The organism is Streptomyces hoynatensis (genome assembly GCF_003626535.1).
GTDB classification, from domain to species: Bacteria; Actinomycetota; Actinomycetes; order Streptomycetales; family Streptomycetaceae; genus Streptomyces; species Streptomyces hoynatensis.
Map to the genome: position 1 here is coordinate 331,683 of NZ_RBAL01000006.1, position 25,160 is coordinate 356,842.

The window sequence follows — 25,160 nt, forward strand, 5'->3', positions numbered from 1 at the left end:
CCGTGCGGCGGGCGGGGCGAGGGGGCCGGCCGGCGGCTCACCTGATCGGGGTGAAGTCCCTGGCGCCGATGAACTCGGGGCGGCGGACCGGGGCCGCGAAGGGCTCGACCGCCGTGTTCTCCACGCTGTTGAAGACGATGAAGACGTTGCTGCGCGGATACGGGGTGATGTTGTCCCCCGAGCCGTGCATGCAGTTGCAGTCGAACCAGGTGGCGGAGCCGGCCGGGCCGGTGAACAGCTTGATGCCGTGCCGGTCGGCGAAGCCGGTCAGCGCCTCGTCCGAGGGCGTGCCCGCCTCCTGCATCTGGAGCGACTTCTTGTAGTTGTCCTTCGGCGTCTCGCCCGCGCAGCCCAGGAACGTCAGGTGCGAGCCCGGCATGATCATCAGGCCGCCGTTGGTGTCGTAGTTCTCGGTCAGCGCGATCGAGACCGACACCGTCCGCATCCGGGGCAGGCCGTCCTCGGCGTGCCAGGTCTCGAAGTCGGAGTGCCAGTAGAAGCCGCTGGCGCCGAAGCCGGGCTTGACGTTGATCCGGCTCTGGTGCACGTAGACGTCGGAACCCAGGATCTGCCGGGCCCGGTCGAGCACCCGCGGGTCGCGGACCAGGTCGGCGAAGACCTGGCTGATCTTGTGCACCTCGAAGACCGAGCGGATCTCCTGCGACGTCGGCTCCACGATGGAGCGCTCGTCCGCCCGCACCGCGGGATCGTTGACCAGCCGGTCCAGCTCGGCCAGGTAGACGGTCACGTCCTCGGGCGAGATGAGCTGCTCGACCGTCGCGAAGCCGGTCCGCTCAAGCCCCTTCAGCTCCTCGGCCGAGAACGGCCCCGGCGCGCCCGGCTCCGACCACACGACCGGGTCCTGCCGCGGCGTGGCCACCTCGGTCGCGCCCCGCGTGGGGTACAGGTCGACGGTGCGCTCGGGTGCGGTGGTCATGATGACTCCCTTCTGTTCCTTCCCGTTTCTCCCGTTGTCCGCGGCCCTTCGCGGCCGTTCGCGGTCCTCGCGGGTCCTTCGCGGATCACCCGGGTTGCCCGGGGGGTTGCGTTCCTTCGGTGCGTGCCTGGCAGGTGCGCCTTCCCGCCGGTTGTGTGGGCCGCGTCCGCCCGGCTCAGGAGGCGGCCTCCGGGACCCCGGCGACCTGCGGGGACGCCGCGGCCCCCGGGACCTCGGGAACCTCGGTCAGCAGCGGGTAGACGCCGTTCTCGTCGTGGTCCTCGCGGCCGGTGACGGGCGGGTTGAAGACGCACAGCACGCGGAAGTCGGTCCGCGGGCGGACCGTGTGCTTCTCGTGCCCGTTCAGCAGGTACATCGTCCCGGGCCTGATCAGGTGCTTCTCGCCGGTCTCCTCGTTGGTGAGTTCGGCCTCGCCCGCCACGCAGAAGACCGCCTCGATGTGGTTCGCGTACCACATCGTGGTCTCCGTACCCGCGTACATGACGGTCTCGTGCAGCGAGAAGCCCACCTGCTCCTTGGCCAGGACGATGCGCTTGCTGCGCCAGGTCCCCGAGGCGGACACCACGTCCCGGTCGGTTCCCTCGATGTCGCTGAGCGATCGGACGATCACGTCGCTTTCTTCCTTCCGTTCGGTGTGCGGCGCCGGCCTCAGGGCGGCCGGCGCCGCCTTGCGGTCAGTCGGTCTCGCGCACGGCCCTGGCCAGGACCCGCAGGCCCTCGTCGAGTTCCTCGGGGGTGACGGTCAGCGCGGGCAGCAGCTTGACCACCTCGCTTTCCGGGCCCGAGGTCTCCACCAGCAGCCCGAGTTCGAAGGCCCGGCGGCACACCGCGGCGGCCCGCTCCGTGTCCTCGAAGGTCAGCCCCCACACCAGCCCGCGGCCGCGGAACCCGGCGCCGGCGTGCGCGTGCTCGGCCGCGATCGAGCGCAGCGCCGCCTCGGTCTGCTCGCCCCGGCTCAGGGTCTGCTTCTCCATCTGCCCGTCGGTCCAGTACGTGTCGAGGGCGGCGGAGGCGGTCACGAAGGCGGGGTTGTTCCCGCGGAAGGTGCCGTTGTGCTCGCCCGGCTCCCAGATGTCGAGCTCCGGCCGGAACAGCGTGAGGGCGAGCGGCAGTCCGTAGCCGCCGATGGACTTGGAGAGGGTGACGATGTCGGGGACGATGCCCGCCTCCTCGAAGGAGAAGAACGGCCCGGTGCGCCCGCAGCCCATCTGGATGTCGTCGACGATCAGCAGCATGTCGTGGCGGCGGCACAGGTCGGCCAGGCCGCGCAGCCACTCGGGACGTGCCACGTTGACGCCGCCCTCGCCCTGCACCGTCTCCACGATGACGGCCGCCGGGGTGTTGAGGCCGGAGCCGGCGTCGTCGAGGAGCCGCTCGAACCAGATGAAGTCGGGGATCTGCCCGTCGAGGTAGTCGTCGAAGGGCATGGGCGTGCCGTGCACCAGCGGGATGCCGGCCCCGGCGCGCTTGAAGGCGTTGCCGGTGACGGCCAGGGCCCCGAGGGACATGCCGTGGAAGGCGTTGGTGAACGAGATGATCGACTCGCGGCCCTTGACCTTGCGGGCCAGCTTCAGCGCGGCCTCGACGGCGTTCGTGCCGGTGGGCCCGGGGAACATCACCTTGTGGTCGAGGCCGCGCGGGCGCAGCACCACGTCCCTGAAGGTTTCCAGGAAGGCCCGTTTGGCGGTGGTGGACATGTCCAGGCCGTGGGCGATGCCGTCGCGCTCCAGGTAGTCGAGGAGGGCGCGTTTGAGCACGGGGTTGTTGTGGCCGTAGTTGAGGGCCCCCGCCCCGGAGAAGAAGTCGAGGTAGGCGTGGCCGTCCTCGTCGTAGAGATGGCTGCCGCTGGCGCGGTCGAAGACGGTGGGCCAGCCACGGCAGTAGCTTCGCACCTCCGACTCCAGGGTCTCGAAGACGCTCAGGTCGGGCTGGGTGATGGTCACAGCGGTCTCCTGGTCGGGAAGGGCCGGCGAAGGCGAACGAGCTGGTTTCTGGCTGCGGGAAGGGGATGGGCTGCGGACAAGGGGCGGCGGGGAGGGCGGGGGCCGGGGCGCGCGGGCGCCCTTCAGCGGCCCGTGGCCGGCACGGGTGCGCCCAGCGGCCCGATCCGGTAGAGCACCTCAGGCGCGTGACCGTGCTCGGGGAAGACCACGGAGTCGAAGAGCACCTCCCGTTCCACGGCCGCTTGGTGCCGCAGGGCGAACGAGGTGAAGAGCCGGTCGGATGCGGTGTTGTCCGGTGTGACGGTCGTCTCGACGACCTCGACCCCGAGCCGGCGGCGCGCCCTGGCGGCGAGCGCGTCCAGCATCGCCCCGGCCAGCCCCCGGCCGCGCTGTGCGTGGTCCACCGCGACCTGCCAGATCAGCAGGGTGCGGGGGGCGGCGGGGCGGGTGTAGCCGGTGACGAAGCCGACCGGGCTGCCCGAGGCGTCCCTGGCCACGATCGAGGTGCCGGCGTAGTCCCGGCACCAGAGCAGGTAGCTGTAGGACGAGTTGAGGTCGAGCACCCGGGAGTCTCGCGCTATGCGCCACAGCGCCGCGCCGTCGGCGAGGCGTGGGCTGTCGAGTCGCATTCCTTCCTGCGTGGTCGAGGAATTGCTTTCCAGGGAATCGCTGCAATCACTGGCGGCACGTGCATCGTCTGCTTGTGCGGGGGTCATGCAGATCGAATTTACCCAGCAGAATCTGAAATCGCATCGCGGGAGGGGCTTAACGGGGGAGGGGGGCCTGTGTTATCGCGCGCGCGTGGGGTCCCGGGGAACTCCCCCGAAGATGTGCCGGTTTGTCCGTTAGTTACCGGACAAACCGGGCTCCCGCGCGGGAGATGTAACAAATGTGTAACGCTCGTGCGATCTTCGTGGCCCGCTGGCGTGAACGTCGGGGCGGCATCGGGAGCGCGGCCGGAGTGTGTTTAGCCCCGAAGAAACCGGGAAGAAGAGGGCCCGCCAGGTGTATCGAAAATTCCCCCGAAAACAGCAGTTGAATTTCCGGGGAATTGATGTCGGGGATTATGCTGTGCGGCCTCGTGGCCGGCGCGGCCCGGTGCCCTCCCCGGCGGTTGCCGCGTGCCGGTTGCCGGTCAGCCGAAGCCGCCCTGCGCCGTCCGCTCCCCGCCCGGCCCCGCGGCCAGGATGCGGTAGCCGTCCCTGGAGGCGTCGTGCCGGCCGGGGGCGTGGTCGTACTGGCCCGCGAACGTGTGCTCGCCGGCGGGGACCTCCGCGCCGGGGCGCAGCCGCCAGCGGAACACGAGGAACCCGTCCTCCCGCGTCCAGCTCAGGTCGAAGTCGGCCTCGGGCAGCGTGCGCCAGGCCCCGGTCGGCCGCGTGCCCTCCCCGGCGGCCACCCGCAGCTCGACCGTCAGCGAGGTCAGCGTGCCGCCGGTGCGCAGCGTGACCTCGCTCCGCGACCAGTGCGGATTGTCCTCCGGGTCGACCACCGTGCCGCGGGCGCCGAGCCCGGGCGCGGGCGCCGCCGAGGCCGTGACGCCCGGGGCCTCCACCGGCTCCGGCGCGCCCCCGCCCACCCACCCGGCCGCGAGCGAGGCCGCGCCGAGCGTCGCCGCGAGCGCCGCGGCCGCGCCGGCGATCCGCGGCCAGGCCGCCGCGCGCCGCCGCCTCCCGCGCGCCGCGATGCCGCGCTGCACGCGGGCCAGCATCCGCGCGCGGTCGGGCCGGTGCGCGGCGGCCGCCTCCCGCAGCAGCTCGCGCGGCTCCTGACGTTCCGGCATCGGTCCTCTTCCGCCTCGCTCACCAACTCCCGCCCTCCGCCGGGCCCGTGCGCAGCGCCCGCAGCAACTCGCCGGGCTCGCCGCGCCCTCCGGCGGCGGGACCGTCCCCGCTGCGGGCCCCTGGCGGGCCGAAGGCGGCCCTGCCGGGCGCCGCCCCCGGCGCCTCGGCGGCCGATGCGGCCCGGCCGGGCGCGGGACCCGCCGGCGCCTCGCCCGCCGGCGCCCCGGTCCGCGCCGCGGCCCCGGGCCCGGCGGCCGGGCCGGCCGGGCGCCTGTTCTCGGCGAGCAGCCGCGCCAACTCGGCCATCCCGCGCGAGGTCTGACTCTTCACCGTACCCACGGAGATGCCCAGGGCGCGCGCCGTCTCGCGCTCGGACAGGTCGAAGGCGTGCCGCAGCACCACGCAGGCCCGCTTGCGGTACGGCAGCCGGCCGAGCGCCGCCCGCACGTCGAGCACCGCGGGCACGTCGGGCCCCTCGGCCGGCTCGCCGTGCAGCGACCAGAACAGGGCGATCCTGCGGCGTTCGCGGGTTCTGCTGCGGATGCGGGAGCGCGCCAGGTTGGCCACCACGCCGCGGGCGTAGGCGACCGGGTGCTCCGCGGCCCGCACCCGGTCCCAGCGGTGCCAGATCGCCACGAGCGCGTCGGCCGCCAGGTCGTCCGCGCTTTCCGCGCTGCCGGGCGTGCCCAGCAACAGGTGGGCGAGCCGGGAGAGTTCGGCGTGATGCCGCTCGAAGAACTCCCGGAACTCGTGGTCGAACTCATCGCTGTACTCATCGTTGGGGCTGGCCACGGCCAACCTCCTCGGTAAGCGGCTCGTCGTGTGCGTGGACCCCGTCTGTTCGACGGGTCGTTCCGTGTTCGTCCCTGCGTGCGAGCCCCCAACGACTGTGGAGAGTAGCAGGCAATTTGTAGGCTGCCGAGGCATGAGCGACAGTCCGGTGGTGCACATCAAGGGGAGGGTTCTGACGGGTCCTGACCCCGAGGCGGAGGTACGTGAAGAGGCCTGGGTGATAGGGGGCCTGATCAGCTATCGGCCCCCCGTCACCGCGCGGGAGGTCGTCACCGTCACCGGCTGGGCGCTGCCGGGACTGGTCGACGCCCACTGCCACGTCGGCCTCGACGCGCACGGGGCGGTGGACCGGGCGACCGCGGAGCGGCAGGCCCTGACCGACCGGGACGCCGGTGCCCTGCTGCTGCGCGACGCGGGCTCGGCCGCCGACACCCGCTGGATGGACGAGCGGGCGGACCTGCCGCGGCTGATCAGGGCCGGCCGGCACATCGCGCGGCCGCGCCGCTATCTCCGCAACTACGCGCACGAGATCGAGCCGGACCGGCTGGTCGAGGTGGTGCGCGGGGAGGCGCGGCGCGGCGACGGCTGGGTCAAGCTGGTGGGGGACTGGATCGACAGGGAACGCGGCGACCTCGCGCCCTGCTGGCCCGCGGACGTGCTGCGGGAGGCGGTGGCCGCGGCGCACGAGGAGGGGGCGCGGGTCACCGCCCACTGCTTCGCCGGGGACTCGCTGCCCGACCTGGTGGCGGCGGGCATCGACTGCATCGAGCACGCCACCGGGCTGACCGAGGAGACCATCCCGCTGTTCGCCGAGCGGGGCGTGGCGATCGTCCCCACCCTGGTCAACATCGCCACCTTCCCGGGCCTCGCGGCGGGCGGGGAGGCCAAGTTCCCGCGCTGGGCGGACCATCTGAGGCGGCTGCACGCGCGCCGGTACGCCACCGTGCGCGCGGCCTGGGAGGCGGGGGTCCCGGTGTACGCGGGCACCGACGCGGGCGGCGGGCTCGCCCACGGCCTCGTCGCCGAGGAGGTGGCCGAGCTGGTGCGGGCAGGACTGCCGGCAACGGCCGCGCTGTCCGCGGCCACCTGGGGCGCCAGGGCCTGGCTCGGGCGCCCGGGGCTGACCGAGGGGGCGCCCGCCGACCTCGTCGTCTACCCGGCCGACCCGCGCCGGGACGTGCGGGTGCTGGCCGCCCCCGCACTCGTGCTGCTGCGCGGGCGGCCGGTGCGCCGGGCCGGCGGGGGCCGGCCGGGCCCGCTCAGCCCGTGATGATCCACACGCCGTAGCCGACCGCCGCCGCGCACAGCGCGAAGCTGGCGTAGCCGACCGGCCGCACGGCGCGCGTCACGGAGGCCGAGGAGCGCATCCCGACCGAGAAGAGGCCGACGAGGGCCGAGGTCAGCAGCACCGAGACGAGGGCGACCTGCCCCAGCGCGGACCAGTCGATGTGCGCGAAGCCCATGGGGAACCTCCGGTCTTGCGCCGTCAGGAGACGGGGTCGGTCGCGGTCGGGTGCGGCGCGGGCGCCGCCGGGGGAGCGGGGATGATCACGGGAAGGGCCGTCTCCGCCGGCCTGGGCGCCTCCCCGGCCGGCTCGGCGACGGGGCCCACCGGGGCGTTCAGGGCGACGTCCACCGGGAGCTCCGCCGGGAGATCCGCGGTGACGCCCGTCCCGGGCACCGGCTCCGCGTTCACCTCGGCAGCCGTCCCGGCCCGCGGCTCGTTCACGTTGGTGTGGTCGATCGGGTCGCGGCTCGCCCGCTGCCAGATCCCCACCCCCGCGAGCAGGAGCAGCACGAAGACGGCCGCCACGCCCCAGTCGCCCTGGTCGGCGAGCAGCGCGCCGAGCGCGCCCACCGCGGCCGCGGCGGGCAGGGTCAGGCACCAGGCCGCGGCCATCCGGCCCGCCGTGGACCAGCGCACCACCCCGCCGCGGCGGCCCATGCCGCTGCCGAGCACGGCACCCGAGCACACCTGCGTGGTGGACAGCGCGAAGCCGAGGTGCGAGGAGGCCAGGATCGTGGTGGCGGCGCCGGTCTGGGCGGCGAAGCCCTGCGCGGGCTGGATGTCCGTGAGGCCCTTGCCCATCGTGCGGATGATCCGCCAGCCGCCGAGGTAGGTGCCGAGCGCGATGGCGGCCCCGGCCGAGGCGATGACCCACAGCGGCGGGTCGGAGCCCGGGGCGAGGGAACCGCCGGTGATCAGCGCGAGGGTCATCACGCCCATCGTCTTCTGCGCGTCGTTGGTGCCGTGGGCCAGCGAGACCAGCGCGGCCGAGGCGATCTGGCCGGCCCGGTAGCCGCGGGCGCTGGCCCGTTCGTCGGCGCCGCGGGTGAGCCGGTAGGTCAGCCTGGTGGCGAGCGTCGCGGCGATCCCGGCGACCAGCGGCGCGGCCACCGCCGGGACGATCACCTTGGTCAGCACGGCGTCGCCGTTGATCGCGTCCGCGCCCACCGAGGCCAGGGTGGCGCCGATCAGGCCGCCGAAGAGGGCGTGCGAGGAACTGGAGGGCAGCCCCGCGAGCCAGGTCAAAAGATTCCAGACGATCGCCCCGACGAGGCCGGCGAAGATGACCTCGGGTCTGACCCCGGCCTCCTCGTCGATGATGCCGCCGGAGATGGTGCGGGCCACCTCGACCGAGAGGAAGGCCCCGAGCAGGTTCAGCGCCGCCGACATCGCCACCGCCGCCCGGGGGCCCATCGCCCCGGTCGAGATCGTGGTGGCCATGGCATTGGCCGTGTCGTGGAAGCCGTTGGTGAAGTCGAACGCCAGAGCCGTGACGATCACGATGGTGATCAGCAACGTTACGTGTTCCATATACCCGGACAATCGTTCGGCGGGCGGGACCAAGCGTCGTTAACGTAAAGTGAATAGGTGAACGGAAGATGAATTTGCGGCGGCGGGAACCTGTTACTTGGCGGCGGGCCTGGCGGGAGCTTCTGGGGACCGCCCGGCGCACCGTGACCGAGGGGCTGGTCGTCGGCACCTCGGGCAACGTATCGGTGCGGCTCGGCGAGGCCGTGCTGGTCACCCCGAGCGGCGTGCCGTACGACCGGCTCGGCCCGCGCGACCTCCTGGCCGTGGACCTCGACGGCCGCCGGCTGACCGGCTCCCTCCCGCCGACCAGCGAGCTGCCGATGCACCTCGCCGTCTACCGCGAGACCGGGGCCGCGGCCATCGTGCACACCCACGCGGTGCACGCCACCGCGGTCTCCACGCTCGTCGACGAGCTGCCCGCCATCCACTACATGACCGCCGCGCTCGGCGGCCCGGTGCGCGTGGCCCCCTACGCGACCTACGGCAGCGAGGAACTCGCCGCCCACGCCCTGGCCGCGCTGCGCGGGCGCAGCGGCTGCCTGCTGCGCAACCACGGCACCCTGGTCCACGGCCCCGACCTGCGGCGTGCCTTCGAGCACACCGCGCAGCTGGAGTGGATGTGCCGCCTGTGGCTGGCCGCGAGCTCGGTGCCGGGCCGCGCCCCCACCCTGCTCGGCCCCGGGCAGCTGGCGGAGGTGGCGGACAGGCTGCGCACCTACGGCCCGCAGGACCCGGCCGCTCCCGCGCCGAACGGGCCCTGACACTCCCTCACTACCCAGCCTTCGCCCGAGCAACGCCTCCCGGGGCGCGCCGGGCGCCGCGCACCACCGCGAGCGCCGGGCCGGCCGCCCGCCCCCGCGCCCCGCTCCGCCCCGGCCCCTCCGCCCCCAGCGCGCCCCCGCCTCCCCTCCGTCACCCTCCGTTTCCGCCCGCCCGCCCGCGGCACCCCGGGCGTTCCCGCGGCGCCTCCCCGCCCCCGCCCGCCCGCCGCCCCGCCGCTCCGCCTCCCGTCCATCGTTCCCTTGTGCGAAGCCGGGCCGCCGCGGGGACCCCGTGTCCCGGCGGCCCTCCCGAGTGGCCGCCCCCGCGCGGCGCGCGCATGCTTGAACCCATGCGTCGGCGGACAACGGCGGCCCTCGCCGCCAGCACGTTGCTCGGTGCCGGAGCGGCCGTGGCCGCGGCCACGAACGCCGTCCGCTTCCGGACCCTCGACGCCCCGGCGGGCTTCGCCGGGGCGCGGCTGATCGTGCACGGCACCACGGAGGGGCGGATCACCCTCACCCGTTCCCTCGACTCGCTGCTGCCTGGCACGTACGCCGTCACCAGCCGCTCCGCGCGCGCGGTCATCGGGCCGGTGATCGAGGACGCGCCCCGCCGCAGCCCCGACACCGTCGTCCGCCGCCTGGAACGCGTCGACCAGGGGGAACTCACGCCGGGGAGCACCGTCCGCCTCACCCCGCAGCTCCACCGGGGAGACCCGCACGAGGCCCTCGGCATCGGCTACACCGACGTCCGGATCCCCGGCGAACGCGGCGAGCTGCCCGCCTGGTTCGTCCCGGCGCCCCGCGACACCTGGGTCATCGCCCTGCACGGCCTCGGCAGCACCCGCGAGCACCCGCTGAACGTGCTGCCCCTGCTGCACCGGCTCCAGTTCCCCGTGCTGCTGCCCGACTACCCGGCCGAGGGCCTCGGCGCCGCCGAGTGGCCCGACGCCGACGCCGCGGTGCGGTACGCCGTCAGCTACGGCGCGCGCCGGGTGGTCTGCTACGGCTGGTCGGTGGGCGGGGCGATGGCCATGCACGCCGCCGCCCGCTCCCCGCTGCGCGAACGCATCGCCGGCCTGGTGCTCGACTCGCCCGTCCTGGACCCGGCCGCCACGGTGCGCGCCCTGGCCGCGCGGCGCGGCGTGCCCTGGCCGCTGCACTCGCTGGCGGTGCGCGCGGCCCGCGACGGCCTCAGGCCGGGCGCGGGCGGCCCCCCGGCCGCCAACCTGACCCGGCCGGGCGGCAGTCCGGTGCCCGTTCTCGTCTTCCACGGCCCCGACGACGGCATCGCTCCCTGGGACGCCTCGCGGGAGCTGGCCGGGCGGCACCCGGAGACCACCACCCTGCACACCGTCGCGGGCGCCGGGCACGCGGCGATGTGGAACGCCGACCCCGAGGGCTACGAGGAGCAGCTGCGGCGGTTCCTGATGCCGCTGATGTGAGCGGAACACCCCCGGGGCCGAACGGCCGGGGCCGGAAAACCGGCAGGAAACCGGGCGGAACCCGAGCGAAGGCAAACGAAAGCCGGACAGTGCCCGAGTAAAACCCGGGCAAAACCCGAGCAGAAGCAGGGACGAACCAGAGCAGAATCCGGGCAGAACCCGCACGGACCCGGCCGTCCGCGGCCGCGCGCCGGCCGCGGAAACCGGGTGGTCCCGCGGGGTCATCTGGGGCTCTGTGCGGGGGGTTTGGGCTTTCGCGGCCCGAGCGGTGAAACTGCTCCGGTGACGTCCCGAACTCCGCGTGAGCCCCGGTTGCGACTTGTCCCCCTCCCGCCCGCAGGGCACGCCGTCTCGAACCGGCGCCAGAAGGAGGGCAGACGCACGGCGAGGCCGCCGAGAGGCGTCGCCCCCCAGCCCCGGCTCGCCCGCCAGGCCAGGACGCTGCTGTCCGAGGCCGTCCGGCTGGCACGCTGGGCCGACCGCACCGGCACCTCCCCCGAGGCGGACGTCGCCCAGGCCGCCGCCGAACTCGGCCTGACGGTCGGCCAGGTCCGCGACCACTGGAGCCGGGCGCGCCTTGCGGGCCTGGTCGAGACCGGGGTGGAGGCCGGTTCCGACGGCTCCGCGGCCACCGTGCGGGCCGGCTGGCGGCTGCGCGCCTGGGAGCGCGACGACAGCGCCGTGCTGCGCGGCTGGGTCGCGCTCTTCGACGCCTGGTCCCTCGCCCGCCCGGCGCCGCCCGACGCCGACCCCGGCCTCGCCGCCGACGTCGTGGCCGCCGTTCCGCAGCTGCTCTCCGTCATGTTCCTCTCGGACGGGCCGGTCACCGGCGCCGGGCTGATCGACCTGCTGCGGCAGCGCATCACCGAGCTGCGCGCCGAACGCCCCGCCCCCGGCATAGCCGCCACCGGGGAAGGCGAGCCCGCGGCGGCGCGCGTGGCCACGCTCCCGCGCCAGGGCAGGCGCCCGGCGGCGGAGCCAGGGAGCACCGGGAGCACCGCGGGCACCGGGAGCACGGGCGGGGGCGGCGAGGGCGGCGGAGCCGCCGTCCGCGCCGGAGCCGCCGCGGACGAGGCCGAGCTGGTCAGGCTGCTCGGCTGGGCCCTGGACGCGCTGGCCTCCGTCGGGGCGCTCACCCTCCACGCGCGTAGCCGCCACCCCGAGCGGGCCCGGCTGACCGACCTCGGCGGCTGGGCGATGTGGACCAAGCTGGAGCAGATCTGCATCGCGGCCCAGAGCCCGGCCGGCGGCAACATCGAGCAGTCCGCCGTGGCCATGCTGCGCGGCTGCGCCGGCCTCACCCCCGGCCCCGCGCGGGACGAGTACCGCGCCTGGCTCGCCGCCCGCCCCACCGCCCCGGCCGTCACCGAATTGCTGGAGGCGGCCCGCGGGGAGGACGCCCTCATCCGCGGCCTGGCCTTCGAGGCGCTGCGCGTCGTGGGCGCCCCGGCGCTCGCCGCGGTGCGCGCGGTCGTCGACGAGCCGGTGCTCAGGCCGTACGCGCTGCTGTGGCTCGCCGACCACCAGGGCATGGACCCGCGCGACGAGGCGGGCTCGGCCCGGGGCGTGCTCACCCGCGCCGAGGAGACCTGGCTGTGGGTGGACACCGCCTCCGCCGCCCAGGAGCACGGGGCGGAGGGCGTGCTGCTCGACCACCTCGACGCGGCGCCCCAGCCGTCGGTCACGGAGCTGGTGGACGAGATCCGCACCTGCGGGCACCCGCGCACCGTGCAGGTGCTGCTCGCGCTCGCCTCCGCGCACCCCGACCCGGCCGTCACCAAGCGGGTGCGCCGGGCCGCCTTCCAGGTGCACGCCGGCGGCGCCTGAAGGACCGGCGCCGCGCGCGAGCCGCGAAACGAGCCCCCGGGCGAGCCCGGGCGACCCCCCGAGCGGGCCGGGAAAAGCGTTTGCCCCCGCCGTTAGAATGACCGCATGGACATTCAGCTCCTCGACTAGCGGGCGCCCTTCCCCCAGCCGTCCCTGCCTCACGCCTCATCCCGCTGGAGACCGTCCATGATCACCGCAACTGGCATCGAGCTGCGCGCCGGAGCCCGCATCCTCCTGGAGTCCGCCTCCTTCCGCGTGGCCAAGGGCGACCGCGTCGGCCTCGTCGGGCGCAACGGCGCCGGCAAGACCACCCTCACCAAGTGCCTGGCGGGCGAGGGGACGCCGGCCGGGGGCACCATCACGCGCAGCGGAGAGGTCGGCTACCTCCCCCAGGACCCGCGCACCGGCGACCTTGACGTCCTGGCCCGCGACCGCATCCTCGCCGCCCGCGGCCTGGACAGCGTGCTGCGCGGCATGCGGGAGAGCGAGGAGCGGATGGCCGGCGGCCCGGGGGCCACCCGCGACAAGGCGATGCGCAGGTACGAGCGCCTGGAGACCGAGTTCCTCACCAAGGGCGGGTACGCCGCCGAGGCGGAGGCCGCCACCATCGCCGCCAGCCTCGGACTGCCGGAACGGGTGCTGGCCCAGCCGCTCGGCACCCTCTCCGGCGGCCAGCGCCGCCGGGTGGAGCTCGCCCGCATCCTGTTCTCCGACGCGGACGTCCTGCTGCTCGACGAGCCCACCAACCACCTGGACGCCGACTCCATCACCTGGCTGCGCGACTTCCTGCGCACCTACCGCGGCGGGCTCGTGGTGATCTCCCACGACGTCGACCTGGTCGAGACGGTGGTCAACCGGGTCTTCTGCCTGGATGCCAACCGGGCCGCCATCGACGTCTACAACATGGGCTGGAGGCAGTACCAGGCCCAGCGCGAGGCCGACGAGAAGCGGCGCCGCCGCGAACGGGCCAACGCCGAGAAGAAGGCCGCCGCGCTCAACGCGCAGGCCGACAAGATGCGCGCCAAGGCCACCAAGGCCACCGCGGCGCAGAACATGGCCCGCCGCGCCGAGCGGCTGCTGGCGGGACTCGAGGAGGAGCGGGTGCGCGACAAGGTCGCCAAGCTCCGCTTCCCCGACCCCGCCCCCTGCGGCAAGACCCCGCTGACCGCGGAGGGCCTGTCGAAGTCCTACGGCTCGCTGGAGATCTTCACCGACCTCTCGCTCGCCATCGACAAGGGCTCCCGGGTCGTCATCCTCGGCCTCAACGGCGCCGGGAAGACGACCCTGCTGCGGCTGCTCGCCGGGATCGAGAAGCCCGACACCGGCCGGGTCGTCCCCGGCCACGGCCTCAAGCTCGGGTACTACGCGCAGGAACACGAGACCCTCGACCCCGAGCGCACCGTGCTGGAGAACATGCGCTCGGCCGCCCCCGACATGGACCTGGTGGAGGTGCGCAAGATCCTCGGCTCCTTCCTCTTCGGCGGCGACGACGTGGACAAGCCGGCCGGGGTGCTCTCGGGCGGCGAGAAGACCAGGCTGGCGCTGGCCACCCTCGTGGTCTCCTCGGCGAACGTCCTGCTGCTCGACGAGCCCACCAACAACCTCGACCCGGCCAGCCGCGAGGAGATCCTCGGCGCCCTGCGCGGCTTCGCCGGCGCCGTCGTGCTGGTGACCCACGACGAGGGCGCGGTGGACGCGCTCCAGCCCGAGCGGATCATCCTGCTGCCCGACGGCGTGGAGGACCTCTGGAGCCCCGACTACGCGGATCTGGTCGCCCTGGCGTGATCAACCGGGCCACCCGGCATCCGGCGTTTGTGATCACCGTCGGTGGATCATTCGGCCGACCCTTGATCATTCATCTGAGTGAGGCCGCTACGTATCCCGGTGTGTCGGCACGCCGGGCACCCGCCTGGGGGCCCGGGCCGGTCGCGCCGCTGTGACCTGGGCCTTCGCCGCGCCGGCCGGCGCGGGGGCGGGCCGGGAGGCCGCCCCGGGGGCCCGGCCCGTGGTCCGCTTGTCGTACGGACCTCGACGAATGGGTGGCCAGGAAGCTGGATAGGGGTGATCATGAGAGTCCAGAGCGCACTTCCTACGAGGAGGCACGGGTGGCCGAGACTCTGAAGAAGGGCAGCCGGGTGACCGGCCCTGCGCGCGAGAAGCTCGCCGCAGACCTCAAGCGCAAATACGAGTCGGGGGCGAGCATCAGGGCGCTGGCCGAGGAGACCGGCCGGTCCTACGGGTTCGTGCACCGCATGCTCAGCGAGGCGGATGTGACGCTGCGTGGCCGCGGCGGCGCGACGCGCGGCAAGAAGGCACCGACGGCCTGAGGCCGCGCCCGGCTCGCCGGGCCGTACCCGCCCGGCGCACCCCGGGCGGCCGGGCCGCACGGTCTGCCGTTACCCTGCGGGCACTACCGCCGAGTAACCGACCGGAGGCCCTCCATGAGCCTGCTCGACCGCGATGGTGTGCGGGTCACCGTCGACGGCGCCGTGGCGACCGTCGTCCTTACCGACCCCGCCCGGCGCAACGCCCAGACCCCCGCCATGTGGCGGGCCCTCGTGGAGACCGGGCGCCGGCTGCCGGGCGACGTGCGCGTCGTGCTCCTCCGCGCCGAGGGGATCTCCTTCTCGGCCGGGCTCGACCGGCGCGCGTTCGGCCCCGAGGGCATCGACGGCGAGGCCTCCCTGCCACAGCTGGCGCGCCTGCCCGACGCCGAACTGGACGCCGCCATCGCGGGGTACCAGGAGGCGTTCACCTGGTGGCGGCGCAACGACCTGGTGAGCGTGGCCGCCGTCCAGGGGCACGCCATCGGCGCGGGATTCCAGCTTGCCCTCGCCTGTGACCTGCGGATCTGCGCGGACGACGCCCAGTTCGCGATGCGCGAGACCTCGCTGGGCCTGGTGCCCGACCTGGGCGGCACCCGCCCGCTGGTGGAACTCGTCGGCTATGCGCGCGCCCTGGAGATCTGCGCCACGGGCCGCGCGGTGCACGCCGCGGAGGCCGAGCGGATCGGCCTGGCCAACCTCGTGGTGCCCGCCGCGGAACTCGCCGGCGCCGCCGCCGACCTGGCCGCCGCCCTGCTCGCCGCCCCGCGTGACGCCGTCATCGAGACCAAGGCCCTGCTGCGCGGCGCCCTCGGCCAGTCGCACGCGGCCCAGCGCGCGGCCGAACGCGCCGCCCAGGCACGCCGCCTGCGCGACCTGGCGGGCCTGGGGGAGTAGGGCCTGTCGTTCGCGCATCCGGCGACGCGATCCGCTCCCGCAAGAGCCCGCAGAGCCCGGAGAGCCGGGAGAGCCGGAAGAGCCCGGCGAGCCGGGAGAGCCGGGAGAGCCACACGACACGGCCTCGCGGCCCTCAGGCGGGAGGTGGCCCCAGGACGTCGGTGATCAGCAGGGACACGCGGGTGGCCGCGCCCGTGGCCGGTTCCGGCACGGCGCCGGCCGCGGCGGCCCGGATGGCCCGCGCCACGTCCAGGGTTCGCCGGGAGCCGTCCACGACCAGCCCCAGGCGCAGCAGTGGGCCCGAGGAGGTCTCGGTGGCGCTCACGGCCGCGCCGCGGCCGCCGTGGGCGGGGGCGAGGCCCAGGACGCCGGGCACGGCGAGCACCGCCGCGGCCACCGCGCCCTCCGGGCCCATTCCGGGGGCGGCGGACGCGGCCTGCCCGACCCGCGCCCCGGCCCCTGCTTCCCGTTCCTCCGGCACGTCCGCCTGCGCGCCCGGCGGCCCGTCGAGCAGGTCGGCGATCGTCACGTCCACCCCGGCCAGGTCGAGGCCAAGGCGCTCGCGCGCCGCCGAGGCCAGGGCGTGGCGCACCTCGGCCGCCCGCTCGGGCAGCGGGCGGCCCGGAGCCACGGCGCACCGCGCCCGGACCAGAACGGGCCCCGGCGGCAGGGCGCCGGGCGGTGGCGGCACCGCGGGCGGGCCGGCCGCCGCCGGGTCGGCCACGGCCAGCCGCACCCCGTCGAGCCGCACCCCGCGCACGCCCGCGTGGACGGCAGCGCGCAACACCGGAACGGCGGCGCGTTCCGCCACCCATGCGCCGTCCGCCGCGGTGCCCAGCGGCGCGAGCCGACCCAGGCTCAACTCCCGCCGCACCGCCTGCAACAGCCCTTCCGCTTCCATTCGCCACCCACCTTTCGCCCCGTTGACCGGGCTCAACGAGCGCATAGTGGGTACAGCATCTCGTATGTGCGGGCCGTCGCCTCGGCGTTCGGGCGCGTTCGGATATGTTCGGGTGCCGGTGGCCCGGCGGCGCGGGTCAGGCGTAAGGAAGAGTCACCGGGGCAGGGGACTGACCTGGCGTTCGGAAGGGAGCGAGGGCACGTGACCGACACCGTTGCGAACGAGACCACCATCGAGGCGCCCGGGCCCAAACCGCCGGGCACCCGCAGGGGCACGGGCGATCCCGCCACGCGCGGGCGCACGACCATCGCGGACGGGGTCGTGGCGAAGATCGCGGGCATGGCGGCCCGCGACGTGGTGGGCGTGCACGCCATGGGCAGCGGACTCGCCCGCACCTTCGGCGCGGTCCGCGACCGGGTGCCGGGCGGCAGCAAGTCGGCCGCCCGCGGCGTCAAGGCCGAGGTCGGCGAGGTGCAGACGGCGCTCGACCTGGAGATCGTCGTGGAGTACGGGGTCTCCATCGGCGAGGTCTCCCGTACCGTACGGGAGAACGTGATCTCGGCGGTCGAGCGCATGACAGGTCTGGAAGTGGTCGAGGTCAACATCAACGTCGGCGACGTCAAGCTGCCCGACGACGAGGACGAGGACGAACGGCCGCCGTTGCAGTAGGCGCGGCGCGTGCCCGAAGGAGCACACGATGAGCATGGCCCTGGCCGGCATGATCGCCGGCATGGCGCTTGGCTTCGCCGGGTATTTCGGCGGCTTCGCGGCCTTTCTGCTGGTCGCCGCGCTCGGCGCGATCGGCTTCGTTCTCGGCAGGTTCGCCGACGGCGACCTGGAGCTCGGCGACTTCTTCCGGGCCCGGGAGCGCGAGGACAACCGGCGGCGGTGAACGATGGAGACGGTGATTCCCCCCGGGGAGCGGGGGGCGACGCGGATCGCGGAGCGGGTGGTCGCCAAGCTGGCGGCGCAGGCGGCCCGCGAGGCGCTGCGGTCCGAGCCGGACGGGCCGCCGCTGCCGCCCGGCACCGGCGGCTGGGCGGAGGCGACCGCGCAGGTCAGCCGCCCGCCGGGCACGGCGGGGGCCGGGCTGGCCGGCGTCCGGGTCGCCGTGGAACTCGGCTACCCCACGGACATCGCGGCGCGCTGCACCGCCGTCAGGCACCACGTCACGCGCCGGCTCAGGGAGCTGGCCGGGATGGACACTTCGCACGTGACCGTCGCCGTGGAACGGCTGCGCTCGGACCACTTCGGCGGCGAGAGCCAGGGGAGGGTGTGGTGAGCGGGAGATCCGACGCGGGGACGAGATGCGGGAGGCGGCCGTGAGCGAGGAGCCGGCCCCGGCGCCCATGCTGGAGAAGGCGCCCACGCCGGACGAGCGGGAGCGGGAGGACCCGCGGGAGCCGGGCGGCGAGCGCCTCGCCAAGTCCGCCTCGGCCGCCCGCTACGAGCCGGAGGGGGAGCCGCCGGGAGGGGCGGGGCGCTTCTGGTCGGAGCGGCGGGTCGCCGCGGTCCTGGTCTCCTGCGTGCTGCTGATCGCCGCCGGGCTGCTGCTGTACGACATCGCCTCGGTGCGGGCCGACGGGTCCGCCGCCGAGTGGCGCCGCCGCCTGGCCCACGAGCTCGCGACCCGCGAACTCGGCGAAGGCGCCGTGGTCCTGACGGCCCTCGCGGCCACGCTCGCCGGGGCCTGGCTGATCACCCTCGCCGTCACGCCGGGGCTGCGCGGCCTGCTGCCGATGCGGCGGGAGGACGAGGACCTGCGGGCCGGGATCGAACGGTCCGCCGCCGCGGTGGTGTTGCGGGACCGGGCGATGGAGGTCTCGGGGGTGCGCTCGGTGCGGGTGAGCGTCGGCCGGCACCGGGTGCGGGTGCTCGCCGAGTCGCACTTCCGCGACCTCGACGAGGTCAGGAGCGACCTCGACGCCGTGCTCGACCACGGCATCAGGGACCTGGGGCTCGCCAGGCATCCGGCTCTCGCGGTGCACGTGCGCCGCCCCGGCAGAAGGTGAGGTGCCCGCAGTGCTGCGCATCGTGAACCGCGTCCTGCTCGGACTGACGGGACTGGTCCTCCTCGGCTTCGGCCTGGCCGCGCTGATGGCGGCTCTCGATCTGCCCGGGCGCCTCGGCTTCGGCCTGCCCTCCGGCTGGTCCTGGCGCGACCCGCACGACGTGGTGCTGACCGACGCCGACCGGCTGCGCTGGCGGGACGAGGGCTGGTGGTGGCCGACGGTCATCGGCGCGGCGGCCGTGCTCGTGCTGCTCCTGCTGTGGTGGCTGCTCGCCCAGCTGCGGCGCCCGCGGCTGGACGAGGTGGTCGTCGAGTCGGGCGAGGGCGGGGACGGCGTGGCGGCGCTGCTGCACGGGCGCGCCCTGGAGGACGTGGTGGCCGCGGAGGCCGAGTCCCTGCCGGGCATCGACCGGGCCCGGGTCACCCTGACCGGGCGCAGGACCCAGCCCCGCGCGAGGATCGGCCTGCTGCTCGCGCCCCAGGCGGAGCCGGCCGAGGCGGTCCGCCGGCTGCGGGAGGAGGCCGTCGAACACGCCCGCCGGTCCACGGGCCTTGAGGCCCTGCCGGCCGAGGTGCGGCTGCGCTCCGCGCACCACGCGGCGGAACGCGTCTCCTGAACCCCCGCCGCGGCCCGCCCACGGCGTTCCGCGCTCCGGCCCTTCCCACGGTCCCGCCGCCCCTGCGGTCCCCCGGCGTCCGGCGGTCCCCGGGGTTCCCGCGGTTCCGCCGCCCCGCGGCCTTCCGGCGCCACCGGCTGTGCCGGTGCAAGGCGTGCGCCAGGTCACCTGGCGCCGCCGGGCCGCCCGGCCGGCGGCTTCCGCTTCCGCCGGGGCAACGGGCGTGCCGGGACAACGGGCGTGCCGGGGCGCCGGGTTCGTGCGGGCACCCGTCCGGGGCGCCGGGTTCGTGCGGGCACCCGTCCGGGGCGGCCCTGCGCGGAGTGTGCGGCCCGGCGCCTTATCCCGGTGCCGCGGGCACGATCTGCCGCGCCGTGGCACGTCCACCGCGCCGCGTGCGCGGGGGCCGCGCCGGGCGGGCGCGGGGCGGGGGATCAGCGGGGCGCGGGGGAGCCGAGGCGCCCGGCCCCGGCCTCCTTCGTGGCGGCGGGCCCGGCCGCCTCGTCCCCGGGGGCCTGGGCCTCCCCGGCAGCGCCCGCGGCGGCCCCGGAGTTTCCGGCCGTCCCGGCCCCGGCGGCGGCCCCGGTGTCACCGGCGGGCCGGGCCGTACCGGCCGCCGCCCCCGTGCTCCCGGCGGGCTCGGCCGGGCCGGCGGCGCGGCCACCGGCCGCGGGGGCGTCCCCGGCGCCCGAGGGCCCGGGGCCGTCGGCCGCGGCGCGGGCCGCGGGGGGCCTGCGCCGGTCCTGCACCTCGCGGCGCAGCAGGAAGTACCAGCCGACGGGCACGCCCGCGGCGAAGATCCACCACTGGACGGCGTACGCGAAGTGCACGCCGATCCCGGTGTGGTCGGGCTCGGGCAGCAGCTCCGGCTGCGCCTCGGCGTCGCCCGGGGCCGGGGAGGTCTCGGCCAGCTCCAGGTACCCCCCGAGCACCGGCCGGCCCAGCTCCTCGGCCGCCCGCTCGCTGCTGATCAGCATGACCATGCCCTCGGGCAGACCCGAGCGGTCCCTGATCCCCGTGTTCCCGCCGGTCTCGTCCTCCATCAGGCGGCCGGTCACCCGCACCTCGCCCGTGGGCGGCGCGGGCACCTCGGGCACCGCCGTCGGGTCCTCGCCCGGCGCGACCCAGCCCCGGTTGACCAGCACCGCCGTGCCGTCGTCCTGGATCAGCGGGGTGAGGACGTCGTAGCCGTTGGTGCCGTCGCCGTTCGGCCGGTTGCGGACCACCGTCTCGTGCGCCGGGTCGTAGCGCCCGCTCGCGGTCACCGTCCGGTACCTGTCGGAGGGGTCGGGGCCGCCGTCCACCGAGCTCAGCTCGGCCATCGGCACGGCCGGCGCCTCCAGGCTGCGGGTGATCAGGTCGTTGCGCGCCACCCGCTGCTCGTGCCGGTGCAGCTGCCAGAACCCGAGCTCGATCATCGTCGGGATCAGCAGCAGCGCGACGAGGGTGAGGATCACCCACTGCCGTGACAGCAGAAAGCGGTACACAGCCCTCGACCGTACCCGAAGAGGGTCACACCTCCCGCACCGGGGGCGCCGCCGCGGCGCCCCGCCCGGCGGGCCCGGGATCGGCGGGTGCCACGTCCCGCAGCAGCTGCGTGAACGCCGCCTCGTCGAGGATCGGCGTGCCCAGCTCCCTGGCCCTGGTGACCTTGCCCGTCGCCGCCTCCGGGTAGTTCGTCACCAGCAGGCTGGTGAGGCGCGACACGGAGGAGGCGACGTGCAGCCCGGCCTCGAAGGCCTGGTCCTCCAGCAGCTCGCGGTCCACCGAGGTGTCGCCGGAGAAGGCCACCCGCATGCCCTGCCGCAGCCGCCCGCCCGCCTCGAAGCGCCCCGGGTTCGGATACGGGCAGGCCGGGCGCCGCTTCGGCTGCCGCCAGCCGCCCCAGCGCGCGGTGCGCCCGCCGCCGGACGGGGGCGCGTCGGACCACTCGGTGATCGGGCGGCACACCAGCAGGGGCAGCGGCAGCCGCTGCCGCGCCGCCCGGTGCAGGCTGGGCCGGAACGCCTCCGCCAGCACCCTGGCGTCGTCCAGGGCGTGGTGCGCCCGCCGCTGCTCGACCCCGAAGTACGCGGCGAGGCTCTCCAGCTTGTGGTTGGGCAGCGGCAGCCCCAGCGCCTTGGCGAGCAGGATCGTGCACAGCCGCTGCTCCACCGGCGCGGTGCGGGAGGCCCTGGCGTACTCCCTGGCGATCATCGTCCAGTCGAAGACCGCGTTGTGCGCCACGAGCACCCGGCCCGCCAGCCGGGCGGCGAACTCCCCGGCGACCTCGGCGAAGACGGGCGCGTCGGCCAGCATCTCGGCGGTCAGGCCGTGCAGCCAGGTCGGGCCCGGGTCGCGCTCCGGATTGACCAGCGTGTACCAGTGGTCCTCCACCTCGCCGCGGGCCGTCAGCCGGTAGACGGCCGCGGACACGATGCGGTCGCCCGGGGCCAGGCCCGTGGTCTCCACGTCGACCACGGCGTAGCCCTCCGGGTAGCTCTCGGGCCACGCCGCCTCGGCGGGCGGGGCGGCGGCCGGCCCGCCCGGCACCAGGCGCGGGTCCGGCTGCGGTGACGTCTGCTGGACGGGGAGGCGGGCCGCGGGTGCCGTGTGGTCTTCGAGCATGGTCCCTGAGGATACGGGCCCGCACCGACAGTGCCCGCCGCGCGGCGGGGAGTTGAGGCGCCCTCAACCCGCGGCGGGAAGGGTACCGGCGGCAGTTCGGCGGGCTGTCACGGGCGTGACGTACGCTGCGAGACAACTGCCCGAGAGCGGAGGCCGCCCATGCTGCGCGACACCTACGGCCGGATCGCCACGGACCTCAGGGTTTCCCTCACCGACAGGTGCAATCTGCGCTGCACCTACTGCATGCCGGAGGAGGGCCTGTCCTGGCTCGCCAAGCCCGAGTTGCTCACCGACGAGGAGATCGTGCGCCTGGTGCGGATCGCCGTCACCGAACTCGGCGTCACCGAGGTCAGGTTCACCGGCGGCGAGCCCCTCCTGCGCCCGGGCCTGCCCGGCATCGTCGCGCGCTGCGCCGCGCTGCGCCCGCGCCCGCGGCTCTCCCTGACGACCAACGGCATCGGCCTGGAGCGCACCGCCACGGCCCTGCGCGAGGCGGGCCTGGACCGGGTCAACGTCTCGCTCGACACCCTCGACCCCGAGGTCTTCCACCGGCTCACCCGCCGCCGCAGGCACGCCGACGTGCTGCGCGGTCTTGCGGCGGCCAGGGCGGCGGGCCTGGCCCCGGTCAAGGTCAACGCCGTGCTGATGCGCGGGGTGAACGAGGCGGAGGCGCCCGGCCTGCTGGCCTGGGCCCTGGAGCAGGGCTACGAGCTGCGGTTCATCGAGCAGATGCCGCTCGACGCCCAGCACGGCTGGCAGCGCGAGGAGATGGTCACCGCGGAGGAGATCCTGCGGGCGCTGCGCACCCGTTTCACGCTCACCGCCGAGGAGCCGGAGCGGCGCGGCTCGGCGCCCGCGGAGCGCTGGCTGGTGGACGGCGGCCCCTACCGGGTCGGGGTCATCGCCTCGGTCACCCGGCCGTTCTGCCGTGCCTGCGACCGCACCAGGCTGACCGCGGACGGGCAGGTGCGTTCCTGCCTGTTCGCCCGGGAGGAGTCCGACCTGCGGGGGGCGCTGCGGGGCGGCGCGGGGGACGCGGAGATCGCCCGCCTGTGGCGGGAGGCGATGTGGGGGAAGAAGGCCGGTTCTGGGCTGGACGACCCGCGGTTCGTGCAGCCGCAGCGGCCGATGTCAGCGATCGGCGGATGATTCCCACTCGGAAAGCGGCACCACGTCCCTGAGGAAGCCGCGCACCCCGAGGAAGTTCCCCAGGTACTCCCGGTGCTCCGCGCAGGCCACCCACGTCTTGCGGCGTTCCGGGGCGTGCAGCTTGGGGTTGTTCCAGGCGAGCACCCACACCGCGGGCGCCCGGCAGCCCTTTGCCGAGCACACCACCGTCTCCGCCTGCGTCTCGTTCACCACGGAACCCACCCAACCCCCTCTCCTCGCACACACGTGCCTCTCATCCGGCAAAAGGACGACGCCGGGCAGCCACGGGGGGAGCCGCCCGGCGTCGATCGGTCGCTCCGACGGGGGATACGGAGCGCCCTTGCAGTATGACATGCAATGCACCGTTCGGCGCAGCCGAATGCCTCAATTGGCCGGGGCACTTCCCGGCCTTCGCACACGGAAGCCTCAGCTCCGCTTGTGAAGCTCCTCGCCGCCGGGCGGCAGCGCCCGGTGGGCGGTCCCCAGCAGCCCCGAGGGCAGCGCGGAGACGTTCTCCCGGCCCGCGTTGGCGATGACCACGGCGAAGTACGGCAGCACGGCGCCGACGACGAGGGTGACCGCGGCCACGGGCCTGCTGACGTTCCACAGCAGCACGGTCAGCAGCACGGCCGCGGTCCGCACCAGCATGGACAGCACGTAGCGCCGCTGCCGTCCGCGGACGTCGTCCTGCAGGCTCTGCCGCGCCTCGGTGATCCGGAAGACGGCCGGCTCGGGGCCGCCCTTCCGCGCAGAATGCCTCTCGGGCTTCTTCACGGGGTTCCTCACGCGCACGATGCCTCACCACCCGGGACCACGGTACGCCCCCGCCCGGCACCGGCTACCGGCGGACCTCGGCCAGCTTCCGGCCCGCCTTCAGGAACACGCCCTTGGGCTCCTCGCCGGTCCCCTCGGCGCCGGCGAGCGACTCGCCGAGCACCTCGGCGAGCGGGCGCAGCGCGTCCGCCTCCGCGAGCACCCGCTGGCGCTGCTCCCCGCCGGCGAACTCCAGCACGAGCCGCAGCCCGTTCTGCTTCGCCAGCCGCCGGGCCGCCGAGGCGCTCGGCGTGAAGCCGAGCGCGCCGGTGAGCACCGCGGTGACCGGCTCCGCCCCGTGCTCGGCGAGCGTCACCTCGGGCAGCGCCGCCACCTCGGCGAAGCTCTTCCTGGAGAACTGCGCGGCGAAGTCCGCCCTGGCCCGCATCGCGGCCTCCACGCCGTGCAGCGCCGCGACCACCTCCCCGGCCAGCACCTTCTTGAGGTCCATCGGGTGCAGCGAGGAGTCGGCGAGCCGCCCGGTCACCAGCGCGAGCTCCTCGTCCGTCCACTCCGTCCAGGCCCGCAGGTAGGACTCCATCAGCCGGTCGGGGATCGACATGATCTTGCCGAAGACGTCCTCGGCGGTGGCGGTGAGGCCGACGTAGTTGCCCTTGGACTTGGACATCTTGGCGCCGGTGCCGTCGGTGCCCTCGATCAGCGGCATGGTGACGATCAGCTGCGGGTCGAGGCCGTAGATCTCCATGACCCGCCGGCCCATCTGGATGTTCAGCAGCTGGTCGGCGCCGCCCAGCTCGATGTCCGCGTCGATCTCGGCGGAGTCGATCGCCATCGCCACCGGGTAGATCAGCTCCGACATCGCCAGCCCGTGCCCGCCCTCCAGGCGGGTGCGGAAGTCGTCGCGCTGCAGCAGCGCCGAGACCGGCACCTGCGCCAGGATGCCGATCAGCTTGGGCAGCGTGATCCCGGCCAGCCACTCGCTGTTGCGCCGGTACCCGACCCGCTCGAAGTCGAAGAACGGCCGCACCTGCTCGCGGTAGCCCGCCAGGTTGCGCGCGATGTCCTCGTCGGTCAGCGGGGGGCGCTCCTCCGACCTGCCGGTCGGGTCGCCGATCTTCGCGGTGATGTCGCCGATGATCAGCGTCACCTCGTGCCCCATCCGCTGGAAGCGGCTGAGGACGATCATCGGCACCGTGTGACCCAGGTGCACGTCGGCCGCCGTGGGGTCGATGCCGAGCTTGACGTGCAGCCCGCGCCCGGCCGCCCGCGCGGTCTCGATCCGCTGCTCCAGCGTCTCCACCGAGGGCAGCACGTCCACCGCCCTGGCCGCGATCAGCCGGGCCTGCTCCGCCGCGCTCAGGTCCGTCAGGTCGAGATACCGCCGCGAGACCGACTCCTCCAGCAGCCGGCGCACGGTGCTGTCGGAAGAGAGGTCCTGCGCGAGCAGCGCGGAGGCGCGCCGCACGGATTCGCCGAGGCGTGTCACGATCCGTCCTGAGGGTCGGGGAAGCGGGGCCGGAAGCGGCCGGGGGCGCCATTCTACTGGCGCAAC

Annotated in this window: 26 protein-coding genes and 1 pseudogene; 13 read left to right on the top strand and 14 right to left on the bottom strand. The window is 75.0% G+C overall.

Annotated features, from left to right (window positions below):
- Positions 1-37: 37 nt before the first annotated feature.
- From thpD to D7294_RS13640, 6 genes and pseudogenes are all read right to left on the bottom strand, one after another.
- Positions 38-937, bottom strand: a complete 900-nt coding sequence (thpD, locus tag D7294_RS13615; RefSeq protein WP_120679202.1) for an ectoine hydroxylase — start codon at positions 935-937, stop codon at positions 38-40.
- A gap of 175 nt (positions 938-1,112) precedes the next feature.
- Positions 1,113-1,568: an ectoine synthase gene (locus D7294_RS13620; protein ID WP_120679204.1), complete on the bottom strand. Its 456-nt coding sequence runs from the start codon at positions 1,566-1,568 to the stop codon at positions 1,113-1,115.
- 64 nt (positions 1,569-1,632) lie between these two features.
- On the bottom strand, positions 1,633-2,901 hold the full coding sequence (ectB, locus tag D7294_RS13625; RefSeq protein ID WP_120679206.1) for a diaminobutyrate--2-oxoglutarate transaminase: 1,269 nt from the start codon (positions 2,899-2,901) through the stop codon (positions 1,633-1,635).
- A 122-nt stretch (positions 2,902-3,023) separates the two neighbouring features.
- A complete protein-coding gene (ectA, locus tag D7294_RS13630; RefSeq protein WP_120679208.1) occupies positions 3,024-3,617 on the bottom strand; it encodes a diaminobutyrate acetyltransferase in 594 nt (197 codons plus the stop codon).
- A gap of 419 nt (positions 3,618-4,036) precedes the next feature.
- Positions 4,037-4,684, bottom strand: coding sequence for a hypothetical protein (locus D7294_RS13635; RefSeq protein WP_120679210.1), 648 nt, complete (start codon positions 4,682-4,684; stop codon positions 4,037-4,039).
- A gap of 211 nt (positions 4,685-4,895) precedes the next feature.
- Positions 4,896-5,477: pseudogene (locus tag D7294_RS13640) on the bottom strand (SigE family RNA polymerase sigma factor); the annotation flags it as partial.
- Positions 5,478-5,610: 133 nt separating this feature from the next.
- Here D7294_RS13640 and D7294_RS13645 point away from each other — a divergent pair.
- Entirely contained in the window at positions 5,611-6,747 is a 1,137-nt protein-coding gene (locus tag D7294_RS13645) for an amidohydrolase family protein (protein WP_120679213.1), read from the top strand.
- Here the strand turns inward: D7294_RS13645 and D7294_RS13650 are convergent.
- Together D7294_RS13650 and D7294_RS13655 are read right to left on the bottom strand one after the other, a co-directional pair.
- Positions 6,737-6,940 (bottom strand): hypothetical protein, encoded by a 204-nt coding sequence (locus tag D7294_RS13650; RefSeq protein WP_120679215.1) that lies wholly within the window; start codon positions 6,938-6,940, stop codon positions 6,737-6,739. The genes D7294_RS13645 and D7294_RS13650 overlap by 11 nt on opposite strands.
- Positions 6,941-6,963: 23 nt before the next feature.
- On the bottom strand, positions 6,964-8,295 hold the full coding sequence (locus D7294_RS13655) for an inorganic phosphate transporter (RefSeq protein WP_120679217.1): 1,332 nt from the start codon (positions 8,293-8,295) through the stop codon (positions 6,964-6,966).
- Between the two features lie 68 nt (positions 8,296-8,363).
- On the opposite strand from D7294_RS13655, the gene D7294_RS13660 reads away from it, so the two are divergent.
- The 6 genes from D7294_RS13660 (at position 8,364) to D7294_RS13685 (ending at position 15,549) form a co-directional block, all read left to right on the top strand.
- The gene (locus tag D7294_RS13660; protein ID WP_120679219.1) at positions 8,364-9,056 is read left to right on the top strand and encodes a class II aldolase/adducin family protein; all 693 of its coding nucleotides are present in this window, start codon (positions 8,364-8,366) and stop codon (positions 9,054-9,056) included.
- A 350-nt stretch (positions 9,057-9,406) separates the two neighbouring features.
- A complete protein-coding gene (locus D7294_RS13665; protein ID WP_120679221.1) occupies positions 9,407-10,501 on the top strand; it encodes an alpha/beta hydrolase in 1,095 nt (364 codons plus the stop codon).
- Positions 10,502-10,783: 282 nt separating this feature from the next.
- Positions 10,784-12,328 carry a hypothetical protein gene (locus D7294_RS13670; protein WP_120679224.1) on the top strand — a complete coding sequence of 515 codons (1,545 nt, stop codon included), beginning with the start codon at positions 10,784-10,786 and terminating at the stop codon, positions 12,326-12,328.
- Positions 12,329-12,514: 186 nt separating this feature from the next.
- Positions 12,515-14,113: an ABC-F family ATP-binding cassette domain-containing protein gene (locus D7294_RS13675; protein WP_120679226.1), complete on the top strand. Its 1,599-nt coding sequence runs from the start codon at positions 12,515-12,517 to the stop codon at positions 14,111-14,113.
- Positions 14,114-14,433: 320 nt separating this feature from the next.
- The gene (locus D7294_RS13680; protein WP_194117749.1) at positions 14,434-14,655 is read left to right on the top strand and encodes a helix-turn-helix domain-containing protein; all 222 of its coding nucleotides are present in this window, start codon (positions 14,434-14,436) and stop codon (positions 14,653-14,655) included.
- 114 nt (positions 14,656-14,769) lie between these two features.
- Positions 14,770-15,549 carry an enoyl-CoA hydratase/isomerase family protein gene (locus D7294_RS13685; RefSeq protein WP_120679228.1) on the top strand — a complete coding sequence of 260 codons (780 nt, stop codon included), beginning with the start codon at positions 14,770-14,772 and terminating at the stop codon, positions 15,547-15,549.
- A 133-nt stretch (positions 15,550-15,682) separates the two neighbouring features.
- Here the strand turns inward: D7294_RS13685 and D7294_RS13690 are convergent, their stop codons facing one another.
- Entirely contained in the window at positions 15,683-16,450 is a 768-nt protein-coding gene (locus tag D7294_RS13690) for a nucleopolyhedrovirus P10 family protein (protein ID WP_120679230.1), read from the bottom strand.
- Between the two features lie 201 nt (positions 16,451-16,651).
- On the opposite strand from D7294_RS13690, the gene D7294_RS13695 reads away from it, so the two are divergent.
- From D7294_RS13695 to amaP, 5 genes are read left to right on the top strand one after another with little or no spacing between them, the layout of a single operon-like run.
- Positions 16,652-17,119 carry an Asp23/Gls24 family envelope stress response protein gene (locus D7294_RS13695; protein ID WP_120679232.1) on the top strand — a complete coding sequence of 156 codons (468 nt, stop codon included), beginning with the start codon at positions 16,652-16,654 and terminating at the stop codon, positions 17,117-17,119.
- Positions 17,120-17,147: 28 nt separating this feature from the next.
- On the top strand, positions 17,148-17,342 hold the full coding sequence (locus D7294_RS13700; protein ID WP_120679234.1) for a hypothetical protein: 195 nt from the start codon (positions 17,148-17,150) through the stop codon (positions 17,340-17,342).
- Positions 17,343-17,345: 3 nt separating this feature from the next.
- On the top strand, positions 17,346-17,732 hold the full coding sequence (locus tag D7294_RS13705; RefSeq protein WP_120679236.1) for an Asp23/Gls24 family envelope stress response protein: 387 nt from the start codon (positions 17,346-17,348) through the stop codon (positions 17,730-17,732).
- 25 nt (positions 17,733-17,757) lie between these two features.
- Positions 17,758-18,462 (top strand): DUF6286 domain-containing protein, encoded by a 705-nt coding sequence (locus D7294_RS13710; protein WP_422070692.1) that lies wholly within the window; start codon positions 17,758-17,760, stop codon positions 18,460-18,462.
- Positions 18,463-18,472: 10 nt separating this feature from the next.
- Positions 18,473-19,078: an alkaline shock response membrane anchor protein AmaP gene (gene amaP, locus D7294_RS13715; RefSeq protein WP_120679238.1), complete on the top strand. Its 606-nt coding sequence runs from the start codon at positions 18,473-18,475 to the stop codon at positions 19,076-19,078.
- A gap of 434 nt (positions 19,079-19,512) precedes the next feature.
- Here the strand turns inward: amaP and D7294_RS13720 are convergent, their stop codons facing one another.
- Both D7294_RS13720 and D7294_RS13725 read right to left on the bottom strand, forming a co-directional pair.
- Positions 19,513-20,565 (bottom strand): SURF1 family cytochrome oxidase biogenesis protein, encoded by a 1,053-nt coding sequence (locus tag D7294_RS13720; RefSeq protein ID WP_120679240.1) that lies wholly within the window; start codon positions 20,563-20,565, stop codon positions 19,513-19,515.
- A 25-nt stretch (positions 20,566-20,590) separates the two neighbouring features.
- Positions 20,591-21,685: a DEDDh family exonuclease gene (locus D7294_RS13725; protein ID WP_120679242.1), complete on the bottom strand. Its 1,095-nt coding sequence runs from the start codon at positions 21,683-21,685 to the stop codon at positions 20,591-20,593.
- A 159-nt stretch (positions 21,686-21,844) separates the two neighbouring features.
- On the opposite strand from D7294_RS13725, the gene moaA reads away from it, so the two are divergent.
- Positions 21,845-22,834: a GTP 3',8-cyclase MoaA gene (moaA, locus tag D7294_RS13730; protein ID WP_120679244.1), complete on the top strand. Its 990-nt coding sequence runs from the start codon at positions 21,845-21,847 to the stop codon at positions 22,832-22,834.
- On the opposite strand, the gene D7294_RS13735 is transcribed toward moaA, so the two are convergent.
- The 3 genes from D7294_RS13735 to tyrS form a co-directional block, all read right to left on the bottom strand.
- Entirely contained in the window at positions 22,817-23,056 is a 240-nt protein-coding gene (locus D7294_RS13735) for a hypothetical protein (RefSeq protein WP_120679246.1), read from the bottom strand. The two genes, moaA and D7294_RS13735, sit on opposite strands and share 18 nt — an antisense overlap.
- 204 nt (positions 23,057-23,260) lie before the next feature.
- Positions 23,261-23,608 carry a DUF3099 domain-containing protein gene (locus tag D7294_RS13740; RefSeq protein WP_120679248.1) on the bottom strand — a complete coding sequence of 116 codons (348 nt, stop codon included), beginning with the start codon at positions 23,606-23,608 and terminating at the stop codon, positions 23,261-23,263.
- A 64-nt stretch (positions 23,609-23,672) separates the two neighbouring features.
- Positions 23,673-25,094 carry a tyrosine--tRNA ligase gene (gene tyrS, locus D7294_RS13745; protein ID WP_120679250.1) on the bottom strand — a complete coding sequence of 474 codons (1,422 nt, stop codon included), beginning with the start codon at positions 25,092-25,094 and terminating at the stop codon, positions 23,673-23,675.
- Between the last annotated feature and the right edge of the window lie 66 nt (positions 25,095-25,160).